This window comes from Mycobacterium sp. (genome assembly GCF_035633495.1).
In the GTDB taxonomy this organism is placed as follows: domain Bacteria; phylum Actinomycetota; class Actinomycetes; order Mycobacteriales; family Mycobacteriaceae; genus Mycobacterium.
On the sequence record NZ_DASQEU010000160.1, the window covers coordinates 1 to 25,663 of the forward strand.

The window sequence follows — 25,663 nt, forward strand, 5'->3', positions numbered from 1 at the left end:
AGGCAGCCGAGCCGGCCTGATCGATCCGGCGTTCCCCGGCGCGTGACATTCCAGTTGTGACATGTCGCCACCTACAATGCAGCGGTGAGCCTTCGCTTTGCCGCCCTCGGACTGCTCGCCCAACACCCCGGGAGCGGCTACGACCTACTGGGCCGTTTCGAGAAGTCGATGGCCAACGTGTGGCCCGCCACCCAGAGCCAGCTGTACGGAGAGCTGAACAAGCTCGCCGCGGACGGGCTGATCGAGGTCACCGACATCGGACCCCGCGGCCGCAAGGAGTACCGGGTCACCGCGTCGGGCCGGACCGAACTGGTTCGCTGGGTGACCAACCCGCAGGACGATCCGCCCCATCGCAGCGCACCGCTGCTGCGAGTGTTCCTCCTCGGTGAAATACCCCCCGAGCAGGCACGCGAGTACATGCTGTCGATGGCTGCCGATGCCGATTCGGAGCTCTCCCGGCTGCAACGGCTGCGTGACTCGCTGAGCCCATGGGGCGAGGATGACGCCGCGTTCTACGGCCTGGCCGCGCTGGACTACGGCCTCCGCATCGCGGCCATGCAGGCCGACTGGGCCAGATCTCAGGTGAAGGCCATCGAAGGGCGGCCGAAGGCCTAGGTCTCCGACAAATGGTTGCATCGCGATAGTTTGCGATATATCGCAAACGTATCGGAAACGCATTCGGCGTTTTCCGGCCAAGGAGACACACACCATGAACACCCCATTCACACCCCCCCACGGCCCATTTGAGGGCCGACCCCACGGCGGCGGCTTCGGCTTCGGGTTCTCGCCCGTCGACCGTCGCGTCATCCACGAGCAGCGGCGTGCCGCCCGACGCGGCTTCCGTGATGCCGTCCGCGAGCACCACGCCGACGCCGAAGGCCCGTTCGACGGCGGCTTCCGCGGTGGCTCCGGACCCGGTTTCGGCCGTGGCTTCGGCGGCCCCGGATTCGGTCCGGGATTCGGCGGCCCCGGCTTCGGCCGGGGCGGCGGACGCGGCCCACGTGGCGGCGGGCGCGGCCGCGGTCGCGGCAGGCGCGGAGATGTCCGCGCCGCCATTCTGACGCTGCTCGCCGAGCGGCCGATGCACGGCTACCAAATGATCCAGGAGATCGCCGAACGAAGCCAGGACCTCTGGAAGCCCAGCCCCGGCTCGGTCTACCCGACCCTGCAGCTGCTCGTCGACGAGGACCTGATCGTGGGCACCGAGAGTCACGGCAGCAAGAAGCTGTTCGAGCTCACCGACGCCGGTCGCGCCGCAGCCGAGAAGATCGAGACCCCGCCGTGGGAGGAGATCACCGAAGATGCCGACCCGGGCCACGCCGACCTACGCAATGCCGCCGGTCAGCTGATGCGCGCGGTGGCGATGTCCGCGGGGGCTGCTACCCCCGAGCAGCAGAAGCGCATCGCCGACATCGTCAACAACGCCCGCCGCGAGATCTACGGCATCCTCGGCGAGTCTGAATGATTTGGTGACTTCGGCGCGGTTTCGTTCGCTGAGCGGATGAAACCGCGCCGATTCCGCGTAGGTAAAAGGCATGCAGACCTTCACGCTGGGCAAGTTCACCGTCAGTCGCGTCGGCTTCGGCGCCATGCAACTCCCCGGACCCGGAGTCTTCGGTCCGCCTCGCGACCATGACCAGGCCGTCGCGGTGCTGAAGCGCGCGATCGAACTCGGTGTCGACCACATCGACACCGCCCAGTTCTACGGCCCGGACGTTGCGAACGAGCTCATCCGCGAGGCATTGCACCCGTACCCCGCCAACCTGGCGCTAGTGAGCAAGGTGGGCGCCCGTCGCGACGCGGAAGCCAACTGGATCCCGGCGTCGCAACCGGATGAACTGCGCGCCGACATCGAAGTGAACCTGCGCGAACTGGGCGTGGATCAGCTGGCCGCGGTCAACCTGCGCATCCACAACTCCGACGATCCCAGCGCTGCCGCCGAAGTCGACCGCGAGCTGTTCGACCGGCAGCTCACCGCGATGATCGCTGCCCGCGACGAGGGCCTCATCGGCGGCATCGGGCTCAGCAGCATCACCGTCGATCACCTTCAGATTGCGTTGGACCGCACCGAGATCGTGACGGTGCAGAACGCCTACAACCTGGTCGACCGCACGTCGCAACCGGTGCTCGACCTATGCACCGAACGCGGCATCTCGTTCGTGCCGTTCTTCCCGCTCGGCTCCGCCTTCAACGCGCAGAACCCGGTCCTGGGCCACCCCGCAGTGAAGCAGGCCGCTACCGACCTGTGCCGCACACCCGCGCAGATCGCCCTCGCGTGGACCCTCGCGGTCGCACCCAACGTGCTGTTGATTCCCGGCACCTCGTCGGTCGCACACCTCGAGCAGAACATGGCGGTCGCGGACATCGAGCTTCCCGACGACGTCGTCTCGGCGATCGCGGCGGGGTAACCGTCGCCGGGTGATGGTCCATCATGGTTTCCATGGGTCTTGCCTCTGATCGCATCGACCGCATGCCGCGCGGTGGGCCCGACGCGTCCTGCCTGGACCGGTTGCTGCAGACGGACCGGCAGGAGTACCTCGACCGCGACGACGTCGACCCCGAGCGCAAGCGCAGCGTCGTCAGGGCTCTCGAGCGCGCGGGCGAGTGGTTCGGCAACCACGAGAAGTTTGCCTACGTCGCGCTCGAAGAGGTGGCCGAGGTGCCCGATCCGAGCATCCTCGAGCTGGGCTCGGGCCACGGCGGACTGTCCGCCAAGCTCCTGGAGATGCATCCCACGGCGCACCTCACCGTGACCGACCTCGAGCCCGCTTCGGTGGCGGCCATCGCGGCCGGGCCCCTCGGCGCCGACGAGCGCGCGACCGTTCGCGTCATGGACGCCACCGACATCGACGCGGCCGATCGGTCCTTCGACCTCGCGGTGTTCGCGTTGTCCTTTCACCACCTGCCGCCCGCGCTGGCGTCACGGGCGATCGCCGAGGGCACCCGCGTCGCCGACAAGTTGCTGATCATCGACCTGCCCCGGCCGCCCGCGCCGCTGCACCTCGTGCGGCTGGCGGCGATGCTTCCGCTCGCCCCCTTCGTCCCGTTCGTGCACGACGGTGTCATCAGTTCGCTGCGCACATACAGTGCTTCAGCGCTGCGAGCGCTGGCCGCCCACGCAGACCCCGCCATCGGTCTCGAACTTCGCGGCGGTCTTCTCAGTCCGCAGGTCGCGGTGGCTTCGCGTCGATAGGCTCGCGGTGTGGGCGAGGACGTCACTCAGACCGAGTACAGCCGGGAGCAACGGCTGCAGTATCGACGGAAGGTTGAGCTCAGCCTGGACGTGTTCGAGACGATGCTCACGCAATCGAGCTTCGACTTCGACCGCCCGCTGACGGGCATGGAGATCGAGTGCAACCTGGTCGACGCCGACTACCAGCCGGCGATGACGAACCGCGAGGTTCTCGCCTCCATCGCCGATCCAGCGTTCCAGACCGAATTAGGTGCCTACAACATCGAATTCAACGTGCCCCCGCGGCCGCTACCGGGCCGTTCGGCCTTCGAACTCGAGGACGAGGTCCGCGCCAGCCTCAACGCCGCGGAGACCAAGGCCAACTCCGACGGCGCGCACATCGTGATGATCGGGATCCTGCCCACCCTGATGCCCGAGCACCTGTCAGCCGGCTGGATGAGCGAGTCGGCGCGGTATCAGGCGCTGAACGACTCCATCTTCACCGCCCGCGGTGAGGACATCCTGATCGACATCGGCGGACCCGAGCGGCTGACCTTGCAATCGGCGTCGATCGCGCCCGAATCAGCTTGCACCAGTATGCAATTGCACCTACAGGTCTCGCCAGGGGACTTCGCTCGGAACTGGAACGCCGCACAGGTGCTGGCAGGGCCGCAACTCGCGCTCGGCGCCAACTCGCCCTATTTCTTCGGCCACGAACTGTGGGCCGAGACCCGCATCGAGTTGTTCGCGCAGGCGACCGACACCAGGCCCGAAGAGCTCAAGGCACAGGGTGTGCGACCGCGAGTATGGTTCGGCGAGCGGTGGATCACGTCGATCTTCGACCTATTCGAGGAGAACGTCAGGTACTTCCCGTCGCTGCTGCCGGAGGTGTCCGACGAGGACCCGATCGCCGAACTGGCGGCAGGTCGCACGCCGACGCTGCCCGAACTGCGGCTGCACAACGGCACCATCTACCGATGGAACCGCCCCGTCTACGACGTGATGAACGGACGACCACACCTGCGAGTCGAGAATCGGGTACTGCCCGCAGGGCCGACCGTCGTGGACATGCTCGCCAACTCGGCGTTCTACTACGGCGCGCTGCGGGCACTGTCCGACGAGGACCGACCGGTCTGGACGAAGTTGAGTTTCGCTGCGGCAGAACGGAATTTCGTGGCATCGGCGCGCAGTGGCATGGACGCGCGAATGTACTGGCCGGGACTCGGCGAAGTGGCACCCGACGAGCTGGTCCTGCGCGAACTGCTTCCCCTCGCACACGAAGGCCTCGAACGGTGGGACGTGTCGAAAGACGTCCGCGACCGGTTCCTCGGCGTCATCGAAGGCAGAGCCAAGACCGGCCGCAACGGTGCGGTGTGGCAGGTCGAGACGGTGCGCGCGTTGCAGGAACGCGGCCTGGCCCGCCCACAGGCGCTGGCCGAGATGCTGCGCCTCTACTGCGAGCGGATGCACAGCAACGAGCCCGTCCACACCTGGGATGGGCCATCGTGAACGAGACCTGGTACGCGGCAGTCGCGGTAGGCCTGGCACTCGCGGGCTGTCAGGTGAATGACGCCGCGGCCGGCCCCGTCGCCTTCGATCTCAATCAGGCCTTCGCCCTCGGAGGCGGACGGGAAGCGTCGATGAACGGCGAAGACCTGCGTGTGCGCTTCACCGACGTCCTTGAGGATTCGCGTTGTCCCGAACGCGTCGAATGCTTCTGGACGGGTCAGGCACTGGTGGCAATCCTCGTCCAACCGCGCGGACGCGAGGCGACCACACTGGAGTTCAACACCAATCCGGCTCCCGGCCAGACTGTTTCGACGGGTCAAGTGGGTGACTACACGGTGGAGATGCAATCGCTCGATCCGTACCCGCAGACCCCCGACGAGCCGATCGCGCTCGCGGAATACCGGGCGACACTGACGGTGACCAAGGGCTGAGCGCCGTCCTGCGTACTACACGCCGAGATCGCGCCGAAAGCCCTCGGGGATGATCAGATCCGCTGGCCTAAGTTCCTGAATCGAGGAGAGTCCGAGGCCGAGCAGAGCCGAGTCGATGCCGCCGCGCATGATGTCGAGGACGTTCTCCACGCCGGCCTGGCCGCCCGCGGCCAAGCCCCAGAGGTAGGCCCGCCCCAGCATCACCGCGCGCGCCCCTAGGGCGAGTGCCTTCACGACGTCGCTGCCACGCCGAATGCCGCCGTCGAGGACGATCTCGACGTCGCCGCCGACCGCATCGGCGATGGCGGGCAGCGCGCGGATCGGCGCCGGGGTGCCATCGAGGTTGTTACCGCCGTGGTTCGAGACCGAGATGGCGGTGACTCCCGCGTCGGCGGCACGGCGGGCGTCGTCGACCCGCATCACGCCCTTGAGCATGAACGGCCCGCCCCACAGCTCCCGCAGCCACGCGACGTCCTCCCACGTCGGCAACGGCGTCTGCATCCACTCGCCGTAGGCGCCGAAGAACGTCGGGGCGGGCCCGCCGTCCTGAGACAGATTCGGGGCGGTCAGATCCGGCACCTTGCCCGTCTTGGCGAAGTCGAGCAGCCAGCGAGGCCGGGTGATGCCCTCAGGTGCGAATCGCAGCATCGCGCGCAGGTCCATCTTCTCGGGGATCGCCGGGCTACCCCAGTCGCGGCCGCTGGAGAAGGACCAGTCCGACGTCATGATCAACCCGACCGCGCCCGCCGCCCGCGCCCGCTCCATGCGGGCCACCAGCTTGTCCCGCCCACCCGTCCAGTACATCTGGAAGAACGTCTGCGAATTCACGGCGGCGACCTCCTCGACAGCCTTGCTGGCGAACGACGAGAGGCTCATCGCGGTACCGCGGGCGGCGGCCGCCCGCGCGACGGCCACCTCTCCGTCGGGGTGTACGGCCTGCACACCGGTCGGTGAGATGAACACTGGAAGCGAGATCGATTGTCCCATCACGGTTGTGGACATGTCCCGCTTGGCGGACAGCCCGGCGACATGGGGGGCGAAGCCCAGCTCGCCGAACGCCGAGGTGTTGTCTTCGGCGGTGATGCCGCATTCCGAACCGGCGACCAGCGCACTGTAGACACTCTTGGGCAGGCGCTTGGCCGCCCGCCGCTGGGCTTCGGCAACCGTTTCGAACCAACCGGTCTTCGCCATGATCGAACTCCTTACGACTCGCTCAGATGGTTCAGTAGACGCCGCACATGCCGTCGATCGACACTTCCTCGACCAACGACTCCTCGACGAGCGACTCGGTGAATGTGACGTTTTCGGGATCGATCTGCTCGGTCATCGTGGCCTCCTCTTCAGTGACGGATAGCACCACGCTATTGCACCGGGTGCCTTCACGACACTCGCCAAACGGACAGTCGGCTACCCACCCGGACGGGTCGCGAACGTCGCCCTTTCGGGGCACGCGAGGCACCACCCTGCCCGAATAGCGTCAAGTGACAACGATCTTCGACGGAGGGACACGGCCATGGTTCACGCAACCGGTGTACTCGTGACCCGTCGCAACGGTCCGCACCTCGACCACACCGGCCAGACTGCCCTGTGCACGAACAGGTTTTGCACCACCCGCACCGACGGGGTGTTGGCCGTCCAACACGATCTGGGGCCCGACGAGATCTCCGATGAGCTCGCGGTGCTGCTGGCCACCGAACTCGACGACACCGGTGTACTGCGCGGCCAGCCCGAGTTCGAAGCGGTGTTCAGCGGAATCGTGCAGTCAGCCACCGATGGCGAAGTCGGCACCGACCACGCCTGGCTGCGGTTCTACCGCAATTCGCTGGATCGTCTCGAACACGGTTCTGCAGCGTTCGCGCCCGTACACGAGCACGCGGCCTCGCTGATCGTCGGCAACGACGTCATCGATCTCGGTTCGTGTTTCGGCTTCTTCCCATTGCGCGTGGCGGCGGCGGGGCTGGTCGTGACGGCCACCGACCTGAGTGGACCCACGGTGGACCTGCTGAACCGGGTGAGCGTGCCATTGCGACGGCCCGTGCGGACGTTGACCTGTGACGCGGCCTGCGTGCCGCTGCCGGATGGCGCAGCCGACACCGTCACCGTCCTGCACCTGCTCGAACACCTCGATGCGGCGGACACCGGATCGGTGCTACGCGAGGCGATACGACTGGCCCGCCGCCGAGTGATAGTGGCGGTACCGTTCGAGGACGTGCCGCGGGCCTGCTACGGGCACGTGCAGCGGTTCGATGGCGGCGTGCTTCGTGACATCGCCGATGCGTGGCGGACCTCCGGGGTACGTGCGGGCGTGCACGAATACCATGGCGGCTGGCTGATTCTCGACCGCTGAGGCGCTCCCGCGAGCGTGCGCAAACTGCTGTTTCGCCACGGCGCGTCGCCCGCAGACACGCACGCTCGCGCCGGAGGGGGAGCAGCGTTAGATCAGGCCGCGCTTGGAGGCCGCGTATACCGCTTCCGCCCGCCGGCTGACCTCCAGTTTGCGCATGATGTTGCTGACGTGGAACTTCGCGGTGGTAGCCGAGATGTAGAGCTGCTCGCCGATCTTGTTGTTGGACAGCCCCGTTGCGAGCAGACGCAAGACCTCGAGCTCGCGATCAGTGAGTTGTTGGCGGGGTTGAGTGCGCCCGGACATCGACCGCACGACGGCGGCGGCGCTTCGCGAGTCGAACGCGCTGTCCCCCGCGGAGATGGCGCGGATCGCCCGCACCAACTCGGTGGTGTCGACGTCCTTGACGACGTAGCCCCGAGCGCCCGCGTGCACCGCGCGGACCACCAGGTCCTCGTCGAGGAACGTGGTGAGCACCAGCAGGCCGATACCCGGATGGGCAGCAGACAGCTTGGCGCACAGGGAAAGACCCTCGTACTCCGAGCCCGCGGACAGCTTCAGGTCCAGCAACACCACGTCCGGCGCCATGGCCCGAACGACAGCCTCCGCCTCGGCCTCCGACGAGGCTTCGCCGACGACGACGAGTCCGCGTTGGCGTTCGAGAACCGAGCGCAGGCCTTCGCGAAGGATGGCATGGTCGTCGACGAGAACCAGCCTGATCGTTCCGGTGGTGACGTCAGTCGCCATGGCCAGACCTCTTCTCATTGGGTGCAGGCACGGTGGCCACGACGCGGACACCGCCGATCCGCGAACGCCGCACCTCGAGGGTGCCTCCGTGCTCACGGGCGCGGGCCAGCATGTTGGCCAACCCGCGGTGGTGCCCGTCGACGTCGGTGGCCTCGGAGAGACGGAGCATCATGCGCAGCTTCTCCGGCTCACCGCCGCCGTCGTCGGCGATGGACAGTGCCACTCGGCTGTGCCCGTAGTTCAGTCGGACGATCGCCCTGGTGGCGTTTCCGTGCACCGCGGTGTTGAACAGTGCCTCGCCGGCGATCCGCAGCAGCGCGTGCTCGACGTCGCCGGGCAGTTCGACCGCCGTCCCGACGACCTTCAACGTGACCCGGAGGTCTTCGGGCATGTGCACCGTGGCCAGCTGATCGAGCATCTCCGGCAGGCTGGACCGCTGAGCGTCCCCGGGATGGTTCAAGGCGTAGATGGCGGACCGCAGCTGCTCGACCGCCGAGCGGCTCAGGTCCTTGGCCAGATCGAGCCGGTCGATCAGGTCCCCCGACGTCGACTGTGACTCGAGCTCGCTGCGGCACACCTCGATCTGCATTCCGGCGGACAACACCGTCTGCGCGACGCTGTCGTGCAGCTCGCGCGCGATGCGGTGGCGCTCGGAGTCGAGCACCTGATGACGTTGGGCCGCACCGAGTTCACGCTGGGTGGCGAGTAGTTCGGCGTTGCGCGCCTCCGACTCGGCGAGCAGCGCCTGGGACTTGCTGAACAGTGCGCTGTTCTGAAGGGCGACCACGGTCTGGCTCGACAGGATCCGCATGACGACTTCGTCCGAGCTGTCGAGGGCGCGACTGCGCGAAGTCCACGCCGCGAAGGCGCCGATCACGTTGCCGTCGAGTTCGATGGGCACGTGTGCGTGCTGCCGCTCGATCACCGGAAGGCGGAACTGGGCAAGCTGGCCGCGCAGGATGTCATTGAGCCGGTTGAGTACGACGTCAGGCAGGTGCGGGCCGGGATCCCTTGCACCGGAAAGTCCTTCGAACGCGTACACGACGCCGGCCGAATCCAGGATCAGGTGCCTCGGGCTCGCTTCGGGAAGCGTCCCGTCGGCGAGCGCCAGCAGAACCCACTCCGCGTCGAGGTGGGTGCGCGCGGCCTCGGCAACCGCACGAACGAGGTTCTCGGGACCCTCGACGGTCTGTACCAGGGCGCGGGAAATGGTGTCGAATGCGGCCACGACGCGATCCAATCGCTGTGCTGCAACGCGCAATTCGGGGTAGAACGTGCCCTTGCCGGAGCGTAGCCCGGTGAGCTTCTCGAGGTCCGGAGGCCCGGCACCGCCACGGCGGTCGGGCGCTCGGGAGAGTTCTGAGGTCACATCGCTGCCCGGAACAGCACGAGCATCTGCGCCTCGTCGGCCGGACGGGGATTGGTGGTCATGCACGCATCTTGGAGGGCAGCCGCCGCCAACCGTGGCAGATCGTCGTCGCTGACCCCCAACTGGGCAAGACCGCGCGGCACCCCGACGCGGACGGCCAGCTGCTCGATCCGATCGGCAAGGGCGAGTGCGGCTTCCGCCGCGGGCGCGCGAGGGTCGGCGATGCCGAGGTACTCGGCGACCGCCCGGTAGGGATGCGGATCGTGTTCTGCGTTGAACCGGATGACGTGCGGCAGCAGCACACCATTGATCACGCCGTGCGGCAGGTCCAGCAACCCGCCGACCTGATGGCTCATCGCGTGGGCAGCGCCGAGAATGGCATTGGTGAAGGCCAGGCCGGCCTCGAGCGCGGCCTGCGCCATCAGTACCCGCGCCGACATGTCCGCGGGCCGGTCGATGGTGCACACCAGGTTGTCGGTCACCATCTGCACCGCGCGCAGCGCGTGGTGGTCGGTCAGCTGATTGTGTCCAAGGGAGACGAAGGCCTCGATGCCGTGGGTTAGGGCGTCGAGACCCGTTGCCGCATTCAACCATTCGGGCATCGTGGTCAACAGTCGCGGGTCGATCACCGTGACGTCCGGCACCAGCGAGCGGCCCAGGATGGTGATCTTGGTGTTGCGCGTGGTGTCGGTGACGATGCAGAACTGGGAGACGTCGGCGCCCGTGCCCGATGTCGAGGGCACGACGACCAGCGGCGGGATGGGCATCAACGCCTTGTCGACGCCCTCGTAGTCCAGGATGTTCCCACCGTTTGCGGCCAGGATCGCCACGCCCTTCGCGGCGTCGATCACCGACCCGCCGCCGACGGCTATCAGGACGTCGCAGCCGTAGGCCCGGTACACCTCGTAGCCGGCGGCGATCTCGTGGTCCTTCGGGTTCGGCGTGAGCTCACTCCAGATGCGGGCGTCGACACCCTGCTCCTCGAGGTGACCGATCATCTCGGCAACCCACCCTGCGTCGATCAGGCCCGAATCGGTCACGAGCATCGGACGTATCGCACCCACACGCAGGGCGGCGTGAACGGCCTCCACCATCGAGTCGACTCCAAAGACGATCTCGGGGGCATGAAACTTCAGGACCCGGTTGGGTGCGAAGCCGCCGGGATCGCGCCGGTGCTCCGCGTGGGGCACCGGCGCTGTCGCCGGATACCACGCCCGCTCCGCATCCAGCTTCGCCACGAACCTGCCTCGACTACCGCTCGTCAGGCACACCGATTGTGACCCAGACGACATCTTCGGATCCAGACTACGACCTCCGCATTGCTCAGCCAACCGAGGCGATCCAGCGCTCATCGGCCAACCGCCGCGGTGGCGAACTCCTGCGCCGCCCGTTCGAGCCCGCTCAAGTCCCGGACCACCCGCACCCGATTGCAGTACTCGGCGTAGGCGGGAAGGTCACAGCTGCCCAGCCCCCACGAGTACCTGGGTTCCGGCGTCAGCCAGACCGTCTCACGAGCCCTGCGGGTGATCTCCTCGAACGCCGCGAGATTCGGGTCATTGGCGTTGTTCCGGCCGTCGCCGAGGACCACGACGGTGGTGCGCCGCGTCACCGCCGACGAGTGCTCGGCGAGGAACTCGCCGAAGACGCTGCCGTAGTCGGAGTTCGCATCGACGTCGATCACGTCGCCTCCGAAGATCAGCCCGAGCGCGCGTTCGCTCGGGTAGTCGCGGAACAGCTCGCTGGTCTCGGCGACCTCCGCGACGAACGCGAAGGAGCGCACCTGGGTGAACAGGTCCTGCAAGCCATGCACCAGGTTGAGGGTGAACCGTGACGTGGCACGCACCGACAGGCTCACATCGGCGAGGACCACCAGCCGGGGCCGATCCTCGGCGCGGCGCACGGTGACCGGGACGAACGGTATCCCGTCGAATCGCATGTTGCGGCGCATCGTCTGGCCGGAGTCCACGCGGCCCGCCGCGGCAGTGCGGCGGCGGTGGGTCAGTGCGCCGTGCAGACTGCGCGCCAGCCTGCGCAGGGAATCCTCGAGTTCGGCGCGCTCGGTCTCGCGGAGCCGGCCCGACCCGGAGAGCGCGGCTTCGCGCTGCTCGCGCGTTTCGACGATCCTGTTCTCCAGTGCGAGCAACGCCTCCAGATGTCGTTTGAGTGCTTGGGGAAGGTTCTCCAAGACACCGGTCAGCCGGCGGCGCAATTCGGCGGCATCCGCTTCGTCGCCGTCATTCTCGAGGTCGTCGAGGTCCTCGAGCCAGCCCAGCAGCGCATCCTGTTCGGCGATCGTGAGGGCGGCATCGACGTGGGTTCCCGTCGACGACGAGAGATTGCCCGGCGGGCCCGCGCCGTGGAGCCGGTCAGCGGACAGCTCGACGCGGTACTTGTTCTCGTCGAGCCCCGTGCTCTCCTTGGAGAAGACGATCTGGTCGGTCAGCGCCGCCAGGTCGATCTTGTTGGCCTCCTGATGCAGGTTGTACTGCTGGGCCAGATCCTCCTGCTTGAAGTAGTCCTTGATGCTGGTGGGCTTGCCGTGTTCGTGGCCCTCCTCCGGCTTGTCGCTGGGCTCTTCGGAGAGCGTGAACGATTCGAGTTCACCGGAGTCGACGAGGTCGTCGTGGGCATGGCCGTGACCGTGCCCGGAGTCATCGTCGCCGACGCGAATCAACGAGAAGAACGCGTCGAAGATCTCGTCGAACATCGGTTCGTCCCGCTGGTCCTTGACGAGTGACACCCGCAGTGCGGTGCGCAGGACGGCCCGGGAGGACAGGACGCCGGGCTGCCCGGCGCACCGCATCGCGTCCAGTGCCTCGGGTATCGAGACCCGCAGTCCCCCGAGACGCAGGAGTCGAACGAAACGGTGCAGGGTCGCTTCCATCTCCGTTGCCTAGAAGGGCCTGCGACGGCCCAGCGCGGCAGTGCTGCTGGGTGTTCCGTAGTACCCGTTGGTGAATCGACCGGGCTTGTCCTTCGCCTGACGCACGGCTTTGCCGTCGGGCTCGGAATCCTGGTCCTGGGGCGAGTCGTGCGAGTGACTGTGGGCACCCTGCTCGTGGTCGTGGCCATCGTCGTGACCATGGTCGTGGTTGTTGTGCAGTGACGCGGGCACTTTCGCATTGGGATCGACCAGGCGCGGCAGTGCGTCGAGCGACTTGCGGACGTCCTTGTCGTACTTGACCACGACCGAGATCGTGTCGGACAGCACCTTCGCTGACAGCTCGTCGACCCCGAGCACGGCCAGGGTACGGGCCCAGTCGATGGTCTCGGAGATGCTCGGCGCCTTCCGCAGATCGAGCTCGCGCAATCCGCGCACCACGTCGACGAGCTGAGCAGCCAATGCCTCGGTGAGCCCGGTGTCCTTGGAGCGGACGATCTCCAATTCGCGTTCTGACGAGGGATAGTCGAGGAACAGATGCAGGCAACGTCGTTTCAGCGCAGCTGCCAGATCGCGGGTGTTGTTCGACGTCAGGATCACGTAGGGCGCATGCTTGGCCGTGAACGTCCCGATCTCGGGCACCGAGACCTGATATTCACCAAGTAGTTCGAGCAGCACGGCCTCCAGCGCCTCGTCGGCACGGTCGATCTCGTCGATCAGGAGCACCACCGGTTCCTCCGAGCGCACGGCCTCCAACAGGGGCCGTGGTGCGAGGAACCGGTCGGAGAAGAAGACGGTCTCCTGCTTGCCGATCCGGTCGACGGCTTCGTCGAGATCACTTGCGTCGGCGACGATCTGGCCGATCTTCTCGCGAAGCATCTGGGTATAGAGCAGCTGCTTGCCGTAGTCCCACTCGTAGAGCGCCTTGGTCTCGTCCTGACCCTCGTAGCACTGCAACCGAAGGAGGCGACGGCCGGTCGCGGCCGCCAGCGCCTTGGCCAGCTCGGTCTTGCCGACACCGGCCGGCCCCTCGATCAGCAGCGGCTTGTCGAGTCGGGTCTGCAGGAAAACCGTTGTCGCAAGGCGCTCGTCGGCAATGTAGCCCTGGTCGGCGAGCGCCTCGCGCACACCTTCGACGGTGTCCAACATCAGGGAAGGAGATCGTCGAGGTCGCCGTTCATGCAGTGGTCGACTACCGGGCGGACCAGGTCGAAGGTGCACTCCTTGGCATTGCCGGGGGTGCAGGCGTCGCCGAGGACGTGGTTGGTGATCCGGTCGACGTCGGCCTTGTCGCCCTTGATGACCGGAGCGTTCTCGTAGAACTTGGTGGGGCCCTGGCCGAGCCGGTTCTTCGAGTAGCTGTCCTGCTTGACGTCGGTGAACTTCTCGATGATGTTCACGTCGCGCAGCAGCCGGATGGCGGCAGCCAGCGCGGCGTCGGCAGCCTGCACGTCGGTCATGCCGTAGGTGTCCACGCCCATCGCCTCTGCGATGTCGGCGAAGCGCTTGTACGCCGCCGACATGTTGAATGCCCACACCCGCGGCAGCGCGATGGCGTTGTTCAAACCGTGGTGGGTGTCGTAGAACGCGCTGATCGCGTGCGAAATGGAGTGGATGATGCCGAGGCCCCCGGAGTTGAACGCCTGCGCCGCAATGTACTGCGCGTACATCATGCCCTCGCGGCCCTTCAGATCCTGACCGTTCCAGGTGGCCTCCCGCAGGTTCTCGGCGGTCAGCTTGATCGCCCGGATGGCATTGCCCAGCGACGGCTCGAAGTTCAGCCGCGAGACATAGGGTTCCGAGGCGTGCGCCAACACGTCGAAGCCGCACTGGGCGGTGTAATCGACCGGGCAGGAGAAGTAGAGCACAGGGTCGTCGACGGCCAATGTCGCGACCGAAGCGTCGTCGAAGGCCACGTACTTGTGCGGGTTGTCGGGATCGGTCGTGGTGTCGGTGATGACGTAGGCCCACGACGTCTCGGAACCGGTGCCTGCCGTGGTCGAGATCGCGATGTGCGGCGGATTCTTCGGGTTCTCGGACATGTTGAAGCCCTCGAAGTCGTTGACGTTACGACCGTCGTGGGCGACGGAGATGCGCGCACCCTTGCAGGCGTCGTGGGTGGAACCGCCGCCGATGGAGACGAAGCTGTCGCATTCGTTCTCCTGGAAGAGCTTGACCGAGTCCATGACGTTGTAGTCCTTGGGATTGGACTCGACCTTGTCGTACACCACGACCTCGAGGCCGTGCCACTTCAGGGATTCGGCCATGTTGTGGACGATGTCGGTGCCGCGCAGACCCGACGACATCAGCAGGGTCCTCTTGAATCCCATCTTGAGGGCTTCCGGTCCGACCATCTCGTGAGCGCCCGGACCCATCATGGCACGGGGGAACGGATGAAACTCCTTGATGGGGAATGGCTTGAGTAGGTCTTCGACCTTCATGACGGGATCCTCTCCTGGTCCAACTCGCACGGTGCTACGGCTCTCTGGCACCAAGGTAGCCACGCGGATGTGACGCCGGGAACACCTTGGCGCCAAGTCCGAATGCTCGGGCAGCACGAGTCGGGACGACCGGACAGTGTCCACCTGCCCGTTCGGGCAGGCGGGCGGGGTCGGGGGCAGGAACTAGGAACTGACGGCGACCAGGGCGACCGCGAAGGTCTCCAGATCCTCGGCGGTGAGATCGACGTGCGGCGACACCCGCAGCGCGGGCCGCGTCATCTCGCGTGGCGCACGTTCGACGCCCACGTAGGTGGTGACGATCCGGTGTTCGGCGATGAGGCGCGCCCGCACGTGCTGCGCATCGATGCCGTCGGGCGGTACCAGCGTGGTGATGGCGTTCGGCTCGTCGACGGACTCGACGACCCGCCAGCCCGGTACGTCGGCGAGCGTGCTGCGCACCTGTGCGCCGACCTCGTGGAGCCTGGCCCTGACGCGTTCCGGACCCGCCGCGACGTGTTCGCCGAGCGCGACCGAAAGTCCCACCTGGGCAGCGAGGTTCACCTCGGCACGGGCCAGCCTTGCGAGCGTCTCGTTCCTCAACACGCCAGGTCGTGCAGCCAGCATGCCGACGCCGCGGGGCCCCGCGGTCCACTTGCGCGACGACGAGTACACCGCGTCGACGCCGAAGGTGGCACAGTCCACGTGCGCGAAGGCTTGGGCGGCATCGACGATCAGGGCGATGCCGTGTTCGCGGCACGCCGCGGCGATCGCCGCGGCGGGTTGGACGGTCCCGCGGTGGCTGCCGAGCGTGGTCAGGTGCACCAAGGGCGGAGGATCGGATGCCAGGGCGCGGGCGGCGGCTTCGGCGTCGAGACGGCCGGCGTCGTCGACCGGCAGCGGCGTGACGTCGAAGCCGTGCCGCGCCATGGCGAAGAGGTTCGGCCCGTACTCGCCTGGCAGGCAGGCCAGCTTCCTCGCGCCCGTCCAGTCGCCGAGCAGCAGGTCGAGCGCGTGGCTCGCGCCGGTGGTGAAGACGACGTCGGAGGCGCCGAACCCGGTGAGGGCCGCGACCGCGGCGCGACCCGCCTCGAGCACGGGTGCGGCGGCTTCGGCGGCGACGTACCCGCCGACCTCGGCTTCGTGCCTGGCATGCGCGGCCGCGGCATCGATGACGGCGAAGGACTGCCGCGAGCACGCAGCGCTGTCGAGGTGCACGCCCGCCATCGGCGGGCGGGCCGATCGCCACGAGGACGCCAGGTCGGTGTCGGCCGTCATTTGACCGCGAGCGACAGTCCGAAGTCGCCGGCTTCGTCGGTCCACCATTCGGTCCGGCGCAGGCCCACCACGGCCAGCTCGTCGGCGACACCTTCGGGCCGGAACTTGCAGGACACCTCGGTGAGCATCTCCTCGCCGGCTGCGAAGTCGACGGTCATGTCGAGTTCACCAATCCGCACGCGTTGCGCACTGCTTGCGCAGAGCCACATTTCGATCCGCTGCTCGTCGGGGTTCCACCGGGCGACGTGATCGAACGCATCGAGGTCGAAGTCGGCTGCGAGCTCTCGGTTCACCACCGCGAGGACGTTCTTGTTGAACTTCGCGGTGACCCCCGCGGCGTCGTCGTACGCCCGCACCAGGCGGTCGACGTCCTTGACGAGGTCGGTACCGAGCAGCAGCGCGTCACCGGGCTGCAGGCTGTCCGACAGAGCGCCGAGGAACGCCGCGCGGGGGCCGGTGGTGAGATTGCCGATCGTCGAGCCGAGGAACACGACCAGGCGACGGCCGACCAGCGGAATCTTGCCGAGGTGCTCCTCGAAGTCCCCACAGACGGCATCGATCCCGACACCGGGGTACTCGGCGCCGATCGCCGCGCCCGCCGACTCGAGCATCGAGGCGTCGACGTCGAACGGGACGAATCGCCGCAATGATCCGGCCTGATGTAGTGCGTCGAGCAGGATGCGCGTCTTCTCGGACGTCCCGCTGCCGAGTTCCACCAGGGTGTCGGCACCTGAGGCCTCGGCGATGTCCGCGGCGTGGGTACGCAGGATCTCCGCCTCCGCCCTGGTGGGGTAGTACTCCGGCAACCGGGTGATCTGGTCGAACAGCTCGCTGCCCACGGAGTCGTAGAACCACTTGGGCGGCAACGACTTCGGTGCAGCGCTCAGACCATCGTGCACGTCCCGCCGCAGCGCGCGGGCTGCGGAGTCGGCGGCGAGGTAGTTGGCGAGCGTGACCGTCATGACGATCCTTTCAGTGGAATCAATTCGACATGTGTGCCGGTGACGTCGACGAGGTGACGGTCGGGCACGCCCTGCCAGCGGGGGTCGTCGTCGTAGGGTTCGCTGGCCAGGACGACGCCGTCGTCCCTGCGCAGAATCGACAGGGTATCCCCCCACGTGGTGGCGAGCAGGCGAGAACCGTTGGCTGCCAAAATGTTCAACCGAGCGTTCGGGTCGGCTGCCCCGACATCGACCACGGTGTCGCCGAGCGCATCCAGCCCACGGTCGAAGACGAGCGCCGCCAGGATCGCGCTGTCGACGAAGGATTCGGCGTTCGACGAGAGCGGCAGCACCGACCGGTCCACGATGCCGTTGTGCGACAGCAGCCACCGTCCGTCGGTGAACGGGGCGGTGGCGGACGGTTCGACGGGCATGCCGACCGAGGCCGACCGCACGGCCGCGACGACGCACCCACTCTTGAGGGCCGGCGCCACCGAGGCGAAGGAGGCGTCACCCCACAGGGGCGCAGCACTACGCCAGCGCCTAGGGACTTCGTGGTCGAAGAATCCGACACCCCACCCATCGGCGTTCACCAGCCCGTGCTTCTGTCGACGCGGCGAATAAGATTGCACGACAAGGCCATACGGTTGCTCGAGGACGAGGGATGACACCGACACGGGCTCACCCAGCCAGCCGAGATGACGGCACATGTCAGGCGTCCCACGCCAGTCGCACACCGGAGAAGATCTGCCTGCGGATGGGGTGGTCCCAGTTGCGGAAGCTCGGCCGGAGGATGCTCGCGGCGACCGACCAGGCGCCGCCGCGAAGGACCTTGTAATCGCCGTCGAAGAATGGACGTGAGTACTGGTCGTAGAGCATCGGCGTGAACCCCGGCCAGGGTCGAAGCGGAGAGGTGGTCCACTCCCACACGTCGCCGAGCATCTGCTCCGCACCGTAGGCCGAAGCTCCCGCCGGATAGGCTCCGACCGGCGCGGGCCGCAACGCCTCGCCGCCCAAGTTGACCAGCGCGTTGGTGGGTTCTGTAGCGCCCCAGGGGAACCGGCGGCGCGAGCGCGTGTTCGGATCCCACGCGCAGGCCTTCTCCCATTCCACCTCCGTCGGCAGCCGGGCGCCCGCCCACGCGGCGTACGCCTCGGCCTCGAAGAAGGCCACGTGCTGCACGGGCTCATCGGCGGGGATGTCCTCGACATACCCGAACCGTGTCCGCGTCCCATCGGTGCCGTTTCCCGTCGCTCCGCTCGCCCCGGTGTTCCAGAACTTGGGCGCCGTCAGCCCGGCCTCGCAGCGGTGTGCCCAGCCGCGCTCGGACCACCACCGCGGTTCGCGGTATCCGCCGTCGTCGACGAAGTCACGCCACTCGCCGTTCGTGACGGGTACGCGTCCGATCCGGAAGGACGGCACGTCGACGACGTGCGCGTCGCGTTCGTTGTCCAGCGACATGGGCTCCTCGGCAGCCGTCACACCGAGGAGGAACGGGCCGCCCGGTACCGGCACCGACGTGCCCGTCACGTCGAGGCGTCCCGGCGGCAGCGGTGCGCCACGGCCCAGGATGGGCGGGCCGGTGCGGATGCTCAGCGCCTGCAGCATGGTCTCGTCGTGCTGGTTCTCGTGGCTGACCACCAGGCCGAAGACGAAGGCCGGGTCGACGCCGGTGCCGTCGTCGGCGGGCAGGGCGTAAAGCGCGTCAAGGGCTTTCGCGCGCACGGTTCCGCAGAACGCCCGCGCGTCGGCGGGTGGCAACAGCGGCAGGTCGACGCGGCTGGCGCGGGAGTGCGCGAACGCGTCGTAGAGACCTTCGACGTCCGTCGGCAGCAGGCCGGGCCGGCGGGGATCATTGCCGCGAAGCAGCCACATTTCCTCCTGCCAGCCGATGTGGGCGAGATCCCACACCAGCGGACTCATCAGAGGGTCGTACTGACGCAGGAGTTCGGCATCGTCGAGCTCCACCAGTCGCAGCGTGCGTTCCCGCGCCAGGGTCAGGTCCCTGGCCAGCGCCTCTCGCATGGTCACGCGGTCATTCCCACCAATCGGCTCACGGCAGCCCGGACTCCACTGCCGACTACGAGGTCGGAGAAGTCGTCGGCCGAACTCCTGCCCTGCTCCACCTGACGCAACAACCTCTGCATCGCCTCGTGTAATTCCTTCGGCGCCAGTCCGGCGGCGGTTTGCACGCAGCGCAGCGCGGCCGCCTGCAGGTGTCGGTCGCCGAGACCGACCCGGGCGGCGCGGTCCCACTCGGTGGCGACCGATTCCGTGGCCACCGCGGCAACCTCGGCGGCTGCGGGGTCGTCCAGCAGCGTGGCCAGCGTGAACACCACCGCGGGCCAGACGTCGTCCGGGGTGCTGTCGAGGTAGCGGATCTCGAGGAACCCGCGGGGGCGCACTGGCGGGAACAGCGTCGTGAGGTGGTAGTCCAGATCGGCGACCGTCGGGCGGCGACCACCGAGCAGCGCACCGCCGTCGGCCCAGTCGGCGAACGGCACCACCTCGGTCATCGGGACGGTCTCGGCACCCTGCACCAGCATCACCGGTGCCTTCAGGGCATAGCGGACCCAGTCGTCGGCGGGATCACCGCCGCTGGCGCCCAGCACCGGGCCGCAACGCGCGGAGTCCAGTTGGCTCCACACGCGCTGCCGGGTGCTGCGCCAGCCGGAGAACTCAGCCCCCAGCAGCGGCGAATTCGCGGAGATGGCGATCATCGTCGGCCCGAGGGCGTGTGCGAGCCGGACCCGGTCCGCCCAACCGGCGCGGGGGCCCGCCTCGATGTTGACCTGGACCGACGCCGTCGACGTCATCATCGCGGCCCCGGCGTCGATGGTTCCGCTGGCCGCGAAGAACTGCTCCATGGCGCGGTAACGGTCGCCCGGGTTGACTCTCTCGGGTGGTCGCAGCGGGTCGGCACCCAGCAGCACCAGACCGAGGCCGTGCTGAGCGAACGCCTCTTCGAGCATCACCCGGTCGGACTGCATCGCGGTGATGGCGGGCAGTACCGCGGCGGCGGGAGGACCGGACAGTTCCACGGCGCCGCCCGGCTCGACCGTGATGGGGCTGCCGCCCGGCAAGGACGGAAGTTGGGCGATCACCTTGGTGAGTTCATCCCAGGACGGGCGCCGCATGGGATCGGCGAGATCGAAGCAATGTGCCTCGATCTCCAGTCCGACCCGGCCGATGGGTCCGTCCTTCAGACAGTCCCCGCCGATGCGCGACGCGGCGTCGTCGGAGTCCGCGAGTTCGGCTCCCGCCGCGTTGTCGGGCCGGGTTTTAGACGGGTTTGCGGAGGTGGTCATGTCAACCATCCCCTCCGAATCACCACGCGGGGGCCGGGCGTGGTCTGCCTTCGATGAACGACGTCCCATCCATCTTCCAGAGAGAACCGACAAAGTCGCGCGATCTTTCCCTCACAACCCGAGATGTGGGTGCGAGACCCGTGACCGTTACTGACCGAGCGTGTTCTGCATCGCGCCCGCCAGCACGTTCACCGCGGGGCCACCGTTGCCAGGTTGGCAGACTTTCGCTTGCAGCAGAACATTCTCGCGCAGCCTGGTTTGAACGAAGCACCGTCGGTCTGTACCCACCTCCTGCTTCACCCACACGGCGTCGTTGGCCGTCGGCCCGCCGCCGGAGAACGACCAGACCTGCGTGACGAAGTCGTCCAGGTGCATCGCGGTGGTCTGCCCGGCACATCCCATGGTCCTGTCCGTCACCCGATGGAAGGCACGGTTGGCGGCGTCGTTGGTCGCGAACACGCCGACCGCCTGCTTGACCAAGTTGATGTCGTCGTTGGCCGCGCGCTGAGCCACGGCGCCGTTGAACGATGCCAGGTCCGGATCCTGGTAGACCTCGGGCAACCCGATGTCCGCCCAGTTGTTGCACTCCGGGACGTCGACGTAGAAACCCTGGAAGGGCGCGGTGAACGTCGACTCCCACGTCATCGGGGCGCCGACGATGTTGCCGACCGAGCCCTTGCCGAGAACGGCGTAGGACACGACTCCCGGGTCGGACGGGCGTGCGTCGGCAGAGGGCGCGGCCAGCATTCCGGCCACGACGGCAGCCACCACGCCGGCCATCGCGACGCCGGCCGGAGTCCGCATGGGCTAGGCCACCTTGGCTGACAGCTTGACGTCGATGTTGCCGCGGGTGGCCTTGGAGTACGGGCACACGCCCTGGGCCTTCTCCATCAATTCGTCGGCCACGTTCTGTTCGAGGCCGGGGAGGTAGCCGATGAGGTGGGCGGTCAGGCCGAAGCCACCCTCGGAATCCTTCCCGAAACCGATCTGCGCGGTGATGCCGCTGGCGTCGTCGATGGCGATCTTCTCGTTGCGCGCGACCAAGCGCAGGGCACCCAGGAAGCATGCGGAGTAGCCGGCGGAGAACAGCAGTTCGGGGTTGACGCCCTCGCCGCTGCCACCCATTTCCTTGGGTGGGCGGGTGTCGAGGTCGATCTTGCCGTCGGCGGACGTCACGTGGCCGTCGCGGCCGCCGCCGCTGGCCGTGGATTCTGCGGTGTAAACGACCTCGATGCTCATGCGCTCGATCATGCCAGCTACCCGCGACCACGAAGTGACCGAAGTCCAACCGCTAGAAGATCGTCAGCGTGCAGTAGGTCCGAGGTGGCGACGGGTAGGGCCAGGCGTAGTGGCCGACGGCTGCGGGGCAGGCCTGCTGGTCGCGGACGTCGAGGCGTTGGGTGACTTGGACGAGCAGACCCTGCTGGCCGCGTTCAGCACAGTCGGCCAGCTGGAGCATGCCGATGGGCATGTCCATGACGTAGCAGTGGTTGGCGACGAGGTTGGGCACGAGGCACAATCGCGTCGTCGACGGGTCGGCGAATTGCGTTGGCACATGCTGATATTCGGCACTCGGGCACGATCCCGACGAATCTGCGATGGCGCCGACGGTGTAGCTCGGATCGGCGGCGCAGGCGACCTTGTCGGCGGTCAACGTGTCTGGAGCCTTCGACGGGATCGCAACGCAGTCACCGACGGAGAACACCTTCGCGAGGCCGCGCTGCAGATCGGGACCGGGCAGCGAACAGCCGCTCGTCATGACCATCAGGACGGCGCCGACCACGGCAACCAGCACCATCCGGCTCGCTGACACGCGCGTCATGGATAGCGACATTGTCACGAATTGGAGAATGTCGCCACACGTTCCCCAAAATTCTCAATAGTCTCACAGACCCCAAGAGAATCACAGCTTTGGGATTCGCATCGGCGTGTCGTGTGGTGACTGTGCGGATTCATCCGGGCCCGACGGCGTGTCGAGGATGAACCAGCACAGTCGCCGAAGGGTCAGCCGCCAGACTTGGCGCGCACGCCTTCCTCGACCTTCTTGCCGAGATCCGGGTCGACGTTGCGCCAGTACTCGAACACGCGGGACAGCACTGGCTCCTTCACGCCCTGGGCGACGTGTCCAATGATGTTCTCGGCCAAGCGGTCCCGCTGCGCGTCGTCCATCACCTCCCGTACCAGCGTGCCGGCCTGGCCCCAGTCGTCGTCCTCGGGACGCAACGAGTACGCGCTGCGCACCATGTCACCGTCGGACGCCCAGTGCGCCTCGGCCACTCGCTTCGCGTCGTCGGCCACCGGACCGCCCATGGAGTTCGGCGCGTAGACCGGATCCGTGGAATTGCGAATCCGCATCGCCCCGTCCTTGGAGTACGCGTTGACCTCGACCTTCGGCTCGTTCACCGGGATCTGCTTGTAGTTCACGCCGAGGCGGGCGCGGTGCGCGTCGGAGTACGAGAACCCCCGGGCAAGGAGCATCTTGTCCGGTGACAGGCCGGTGCCCGGCACGCTGTTGTTCGGCTCGAAGGCAGCCTGCTCGATCTGCGCGTGGTAGTCGACGACGTTGCGGTTCAGCGTCATCGTGCCGACGTCGATCAGGGGGTAGTCGGAGTGCGGCCACACCTTGGTCAGGTCGAACGGGTTGATCCGGTAGGTCTTGGCGTCCTCGAACGGCATGATCTGCATCTTCAGCGTCCAGGTCGGGAAGTCCCCCGCCTCGATCGAGTCGTACAGATCGCGCTGGTGATAGTCGGCGTCCTCGCCGGCGAGCCGATCCGCGTCCTCCTGGGTCAGGAAGTCGATGCCCTGATCGGTCTTGAAGTGGTACTTGACCCAGAACATCTCACCTGCGGCATTGATCCAGCTGTAGGTATGGCTGGAGTAGCCATTCATCTGCCGCCAGGTCTTCGGGATTCCGCGGTCCCCCATCAAGTAGGTCACCTGATGTGCCGACTCGGGGACCAGCGTCCAGAAGTCCCACTGCATGTTGTGATCGCGAAGGTTGTTGGCGGCCATCCGCTTCTGGCTGCGGATGAAGTTCTGGAACTTCATCGGGTCGCGCATGAAGAACACCGGGGTGTTGTTGCCCACCATGTCGAAGTTGCCCTCGGACGTATAGAACTTCAGCGAGAAGCCGCGCGGGTCCCGCCAGGTGTCTGGGCTGCCACGCTCGCCCGCCACGGTCGAGAATCGGGCCACCATTTCGGTCTTGACGCCCGGCTGGAACACCGCCGCCTTGGTGTACTGGCTGACGTCGCTGGTCACCTCGAAGGTGCCGAACGCACCGCCACCCTTGGCGTGGGGTTGACGCTCCGGGATGCGCTCCCGGTTGAAGTTGGCCATCTGCTCGATCAGATAGTGATCCTGCAGCAGGATCGGGCCGTCGGGTCCGACGGTCAGGGAATGCTCGACGCTCGGTACGGGCGCGCCACCATCGGTCGTTGCGATCTTTTCGGTCATGTACTCACCCATCTCCTCCGTTGCCGCGACCACTCGGGGCTGGGCCGCGATTGCCTAGACGACGCCACGTTCTCGCAGTACCCACGATCTCACCCACGCATGCGTCGGGGTGGGGTGTTGGGCGCCTCGACTTCTGCGACACGGCTGCGCCCCCACCCCGCTCGCGACCCTGGCGCAGAACTCGGCGACGGCGATCGTTGTCAGCGACCCGGTTGGCTCGGCGGGATTGCCGCGGGACCCTGCCCGGAGCCACCGGGGCCGCCTGGACCACTCGGCCCGGCCTGGCCACCGGGGCCACCACCTTGGAACCCGGGACCCGGGAACACGAAGGCCGGTCCGGGCCGCATCATCGGGCCACGGCCCCACATCGGCGGCCCGTCGCGGTGTTCCATGGCGCCGCCACGGTCATGGCCGTACCCACCGCCACCACCATGCCTGCCCGAGTGCGCGCCGAGCATGAAACCGGTGCCGAAGATGACGGCCACGATGACCACCGCGCCGGTGGCGATGCCGACCCACGCGGCGACCTGGTTGAGCCGACCGGGCTTCTTTACGACCGGCGCGGGCTGTGGCGCCGTGTAGGCGGGGGGCGACGAGTACGTCGGGGCAGCAGCCGCGGGCTCCGCCGTCGGGGGTTCTGTCACTGGGATGGAGTCCGTTGAATCGTCTGGCTTGTCACTCATGCAACCGATGATCCCCGCGCCAACCATGGCGCCCGCTAGGTATCGCCTGAGAATCAGCTATGTACGTGCCGCCGCTCCCGAAGGTTTCGTCACATAGCGAACGGGAGACCCTGACGGGCATGGAACAGCAAAGCACTCCGCCACCCACCCCGAGGGACGCCACGAAGGCCACCGAGGAACAACGTGCTCTGCAGGACCAAATGGACGATCGGCAACCCGATCCGCAGGCGCCCGGCGGGCACCAAGATCGGCACCAGATCGCCGATGAAACCTAGGCGCGGATGCCGGACCGTCCGATAGCCCAACTCTTACGAAGGAAGAAAATTCCAGCAACGTACCGATTTCGTTGCTATATACGTCACTAATGCGACTCCAGTTCCCGTATCCATGCGACACAACGCTGTGACGTGTTCACATGGGCAGATGAAAGCTGCTGAGTAATCCGTAGCAGCAGTTGTAGGATTTCAAGGGGGCTATGACATGACCGAGACGCCCACGACGTGGCGGGGCCGGCTCGCGCCGAGCTACTCCGGCACGTCCGACGAGGTACTTCGTATCCTCGACACTGCCTTTGCGCGGACCCAGGTGGTCAAGCACTTCAAGGCCGAGCGTTTGATCGACGAGGCGGAGATGGGACTTCGCGACGCCATCGACGCCGCCAGGGACGCCGGTGTCGCGTGGGGCCCGATAGCCGAGAGACTTGGCATCGCCCGAGGAAACGCCTATCAGAAGTATCGACGGCGGCCGTCCTGCCGGGGACTGAATCGCGGCCGCGCAATCGGGGGTTCGGCGACCGCGGTCCGTCCTGCCGACGACGCTACCGAAACCGCTGCGATTGACGTGTGCGCCGGCTGTGCGCTCTCTCACCGGATGGACCACTCAGGGCGTGACGGGCCCATCGACCTCCAAGCGCAGGTCGCCGTTCCTGCGCTGCTTCCTCTTCTCCCGATACATGTTGGCGTCGGCTTGGGGAGTAGTTCCTCGGCGTCGGCAGTGCCACCCCGGGTCCAGCCCACCGTGGCGGTGAGCGCGACCGGCCTGGTCGTCGTCGGGTAGGTGCCGGTGAGGGCGGCGCGGATCTCGCTGGCCAGCGCTGCCACCTC

Annotated in this window: 27 protein-coding genes; 9 read left to right on the forward strand and 18 right to left on the reverse strand. The window is 67.2% G+C overall.

All coding sequences use genetic code 11. The features are described 5' to 3' along the window. Nucleotides 1-84: 84 nt before the first annotated feature. From VET27_RS23840 to VET27_RS23865, 6 genes are all read left to right on the forward strand, one after another. Nucleotides 85-615 (forward strand): PadR family transcriptional regulator, encoded by a 531-nt coding sequence (locus VET27_RS23840; protein WP_526522143.1) that lies wholly within the window; start codon nt 85-87, stop codon nt 613-615. 94 nt (nt 616-709) lie between these two features. Then, entirely contained in the window at nt 710-1,465 is a 756-nt protein-coding gene (locus VET27_RS23845) for a PadR family transcriptional regulator (protein WP_526522145.1), read from the forward strand. Nucleotides 1,466-1,535: 70 nt separating this feature from the next. Next, nucleotides 1,536-2,408 carry an aldo/keto reductase gene (locus tag VET27_RS23850; protein WP_526522147.1) on the forward strand — a complete coding sequence of 291 codons (873 nt, stop codon included), beginning with the start codon at nt 1,536-1,538 and terminating at the stop codon, nt 2,406-2,408. Between the two features lie 23 nt (nt 2,409-2,431). Then, nucleotides 2,432-3,193, forward strand: coding sequence for a class I SAM-dependent methyltransferase (locus VET27_RS23855; protein ID WP_526522149.1), 762 nt, complete (start codon nt 2,432-2,434; stop codon nt 3,191-3,193). 9 nt (nt 3,194-3,202) lie between these two features. Beyond that, on the forward strand, nt 3,203-4,681 hold the full coding sequence (locus VET27_RS23860) for a glutamate-cysteine ligase family protein (protein ID WP_526522151.1): 1,479 nt from the start codon (nt 3,203-3,205) through the stop codon (nt 4,679-4,681). Then, nucleotides 4,678-5,112: a hypothetical protein gene (locus VET27_RS23865; RefSeq protein WP_526522153.1), complete on the forward strand. Its 435-nt coding sequence runs from the start codon at nt 4,678-4,680 to the stop codon at nt 5,110-5,112. Before VET27_RS23860 ends, VET27_RS23865 begins: the two co-directional genes overlap by 4 nt. Before the next feature lie 15 nt (nt 5,113-5,127). On the opposite strand, the gene mftD is transcribed toward VET27_RS23865, so the two are convergent. Both mftD and mftA read right to left on the reverse strand, forming a co-directional pair. Further along, a complete protein-coding gene (gene mftD, locus VET27_RS23870; protein ID WP_526522155.1) occupies nt 5,128-6,303 on the reverse strand; it encodes a pre-mycofactocin synthase MftD in 1,176 nt (391 codons plus the stop codon). Nucleotides 6,304-6,334: 31 nt separating this feature from the next. Further along, nucleotides 6,335-6,439, reverse strand: a complete 105-nt coding sequence (mftA, locus tag VET27_RS23875; protein ID WP_526522157.1) for a mycofactocin precursor MftA — start codon at nt 6,437-6,439, stop codon at nt 6,335-6,337. 186 nt (nt 6,440-6,625) lie between these two features. Here mftA and mftM point away from each other — a divergent pair, with 186 nt between their 5' ends. Then, on the forward strand, nt 6,626-7,459 hold the full coding sequence (gene mftM / locus VET27_RS23880) for a mycofactocin oligosaccharide methyltransferase MftM (protein ID WP_526522159.1): 834 nt from the start codon (nt 6,626-6,628) through the stop codon (nt 7,457-7,459). Between the two features lie 87 nt (nt 7,460-7,546). On the opposite strand, the gene VET27_RS23885 is transcribed toward mftM, so the two are convergent. The 16 genes from VET27_RS23885 to VET27_RS23960 form a co-directional block, all read right to left on the reverse strand. Next, entirely contained in the window at nt 7,547-8,203 is a 657-nt protein-coding gene (locus tag VET27_RS23885; protein ID WP_526522161.1) for a MadR family response regulator transcription factor, read from the reverse strand. After that, entirely contained in the window at nt 8,193-9,572 is a 1,380-nt protein-coding gene (locus VET27_RS23890; protein WP_526522163.1) for a MadS family sensor histidine kinase, read from the reverse strand. The genes VET27_RS23885 and VET27_RS23890 overlap by 11 nt, the downstream gene beginning before the upstream one ends. Beyond that, complete coding sequence (locus VET27_RS23895; RefSeq protein WP_526522193.1) at nt 9,569-10,762, reverse strand: iron-containing alcohol dehydrogenase; 1,194 nt, start codon at nt 10,760-10,762, stop codon at nt 9,569-9,571. The genes VET27_RS23890 and VET27_RS23895 overlap by 4 nt, the downstream gene beginning before the upstream one ends. Before the next feature lie 158 nt (nt 10,763-10,920). After that, a complete protein-coding gene (locus tag VET27_RS23900; protein ID WP_526522165.1) occupies nt 10,921-12,456 on the reverse strand; it encodes a VWA domain-containing protein in 1,536 nt (511 codons plus the stop codon). 9 nt (nt 12,457-12,465) lie between these two features. Further along, nucleotides 12,466-13,602 (reverse strand): ATP-binding protein, encoded by a 1,137-nt coding sequence (locus VET27_RS23905; protein WP_526522166.1) that lies wholly within the window; start codon nt 13,600-13,602, stop codon nt 12,466-12,468. Continuing rightward, a complete protein-coding gene (mdo, locus tag VET27_RS23910; RefSeq protein ID WP_526522168.1) occupies nt 13,602-14,894 on the reverse strand; it encodes an NDMA-dependent methanol dehydrogenase in 1,293 nt (430 codons plus the stop codon). The genes VET27_RS23905 and mdo overlap by 1 nt, the downstream gene beginning before the upstream one ends. A gap of 183 nt (nt 14,895-15,077) precedes the next feature. After that, nucleotides 15,078-16,217: an ergothioneine biosynthesis PLP-dependent enzyme EgtE gene (gene egtE, locus VET27_RS23915; protein WP_526522171.1), complete on the reverse strand. Its 1,140-nt coding sequence runs from the start codon at nt 16,215-16,217 to the stop codon at nt 15,078-15,080. Further along, the gene (gene egtD, locus VET27_RS23920; protein ID WP_526522173.1) at nt 16,166-17,131 is read right to left on the reverse strand and encodes an L-histidine N(alpha)-methyltransferase; all 966 of its coding nucleotides are present in this window, start codon (nt 17,129-17,131) and stop codon (nt 16,166-16,168) included. The genes egtE and egtD overlap by 52 nt, the downstream gene beginning before the upstream one ends. After that, nucleotides 17,128-17,820 (reverse strand): ergothioneine biosynthesis protein EgtC, encoded by a 693-nt coding sequence (gene egtC / locus VET27_RS23925; protein WP_526522174.1) that lies wholly within the window; start codon nt 17,818-17,820, stop codon nt 17,128-17,130. Before egtC ends, egtD begins: the two co-directional genes overlap by 4 nt. Nucleotide 17,821: 1 nt before the next feature. After that, complete coding sequence (gene egtB / locus VET27_RS23930; RefSeq protein WP_526522175.1) at nt 17,822-19,141, reverse strand: ergothioneine biosynthesis protein EgtB; 1,320 nt, start codon at nt 19,139-19,141, stop codon at nt 17,822-17,824. After that, a complete protein-coding gene (egtA, locus tag VET27_RS23935) occupies nt 19,138-20,418 on the reverse strand; it encodes an ergothioneine biosynthesis glutamate--cysteine ligase EgtA (RefSeq protein ID WP_526522177.1) in 1,281 nt (426 codons plus the stop codon). The genes egtB and egtA overlap by 4 nt, the downstream gene beginning before the upstream one ends. A 147-nt stretch (nt 20,419-20,565) precedes the next feature. Further along, nucleotides 20,566-21,222, reverse strand: a complete 657-nt coding sequence (locus VET27_RS23940) for a sensor domain-containing protein (protein WP_526522179.1) — start codon at nt 21,220-21,222, stop codon at nt 20,566-20,568. 3 nt (nt 21,223-21,225) lie between these two features. Then, on the reverse strand, nt 21,226-21,657 hold the full coding sequence (locus tag VET27_RS23945) for an organic hydroperoxide resistance protein (protein WP_526522181.1): 432 nt from the start codon (nt 21,655-21,657) through the stop codon (nt 21,226-21,228). A 52-nt stretch (nt 21,658-21,709) separates the two neighbouring features. Further along, entirely contained in the window at nt 21,710-22,240 is a 531-nt protein-coding gene (locus tag VET27_RS23950) for a hypothetical protein (RefSeq protein ID WP_526522183.1), read from the reverse strand. Between the two features lie 182 nt (nt 22,241-22,422). Beyond that, nucleotides 22,423-23,877, reverse strand: coding sequence for a catalase (locus tag VET27_RS23955; protein WP_526522185.1), 1,455 nt, complete (start codon nt 23,875-23,877; stop codon nt 22,423-22,425). A 200-nt stretch (nt 23,878-24,077) separates the two neighbouring features. Further along, a complete protein-coding gene (locus tag VET27_RS23960) occupies nt 24,078-24,560 on the reverse strand; it encodes a hypothetical protein (protein ID WP_526522187.1) in 483 nt (160 codons plus the stop codon). A gap of 119 nt (nt 24,561-24,679) precedes the next feature. Here VET27_RS23960 and VET27_RS23965 point away from each other — a divergent pair, with 119 nt between their 5' ends. Both VET27_RS23965 and VET27_RS23970 read left to right on the forward strand, forming a co-directional pair. Continuing rightward, nucleotides 24,680-24,835 carry a hypothetical protein gene (locus VET27_RS23965; protein ID WP_526522189.1) on the forward strand — a complete coding sequence of 52 codons (156 nt, stop codon included), beginning with the start codon at nt 24,680-24,682 and terminating at the stop codon, nt 24,833-24,835. Nucleotides 24,836-25,040: 205 nt separating this feature from the next. Next, the gene (locus VET27_RS23970; protein WP_526522191.1) at nt 25,041-25,616 is read left to right on the forward strand and encodes a hypothetical protein; all 576 of its coding nucleotides are present in this window, start codon (nt 25,041-25,043) and stop codon (nt 25,614-25,616) included. Nucleotides 25,617-25,663 lie beyond the last annotated feature (47 nt).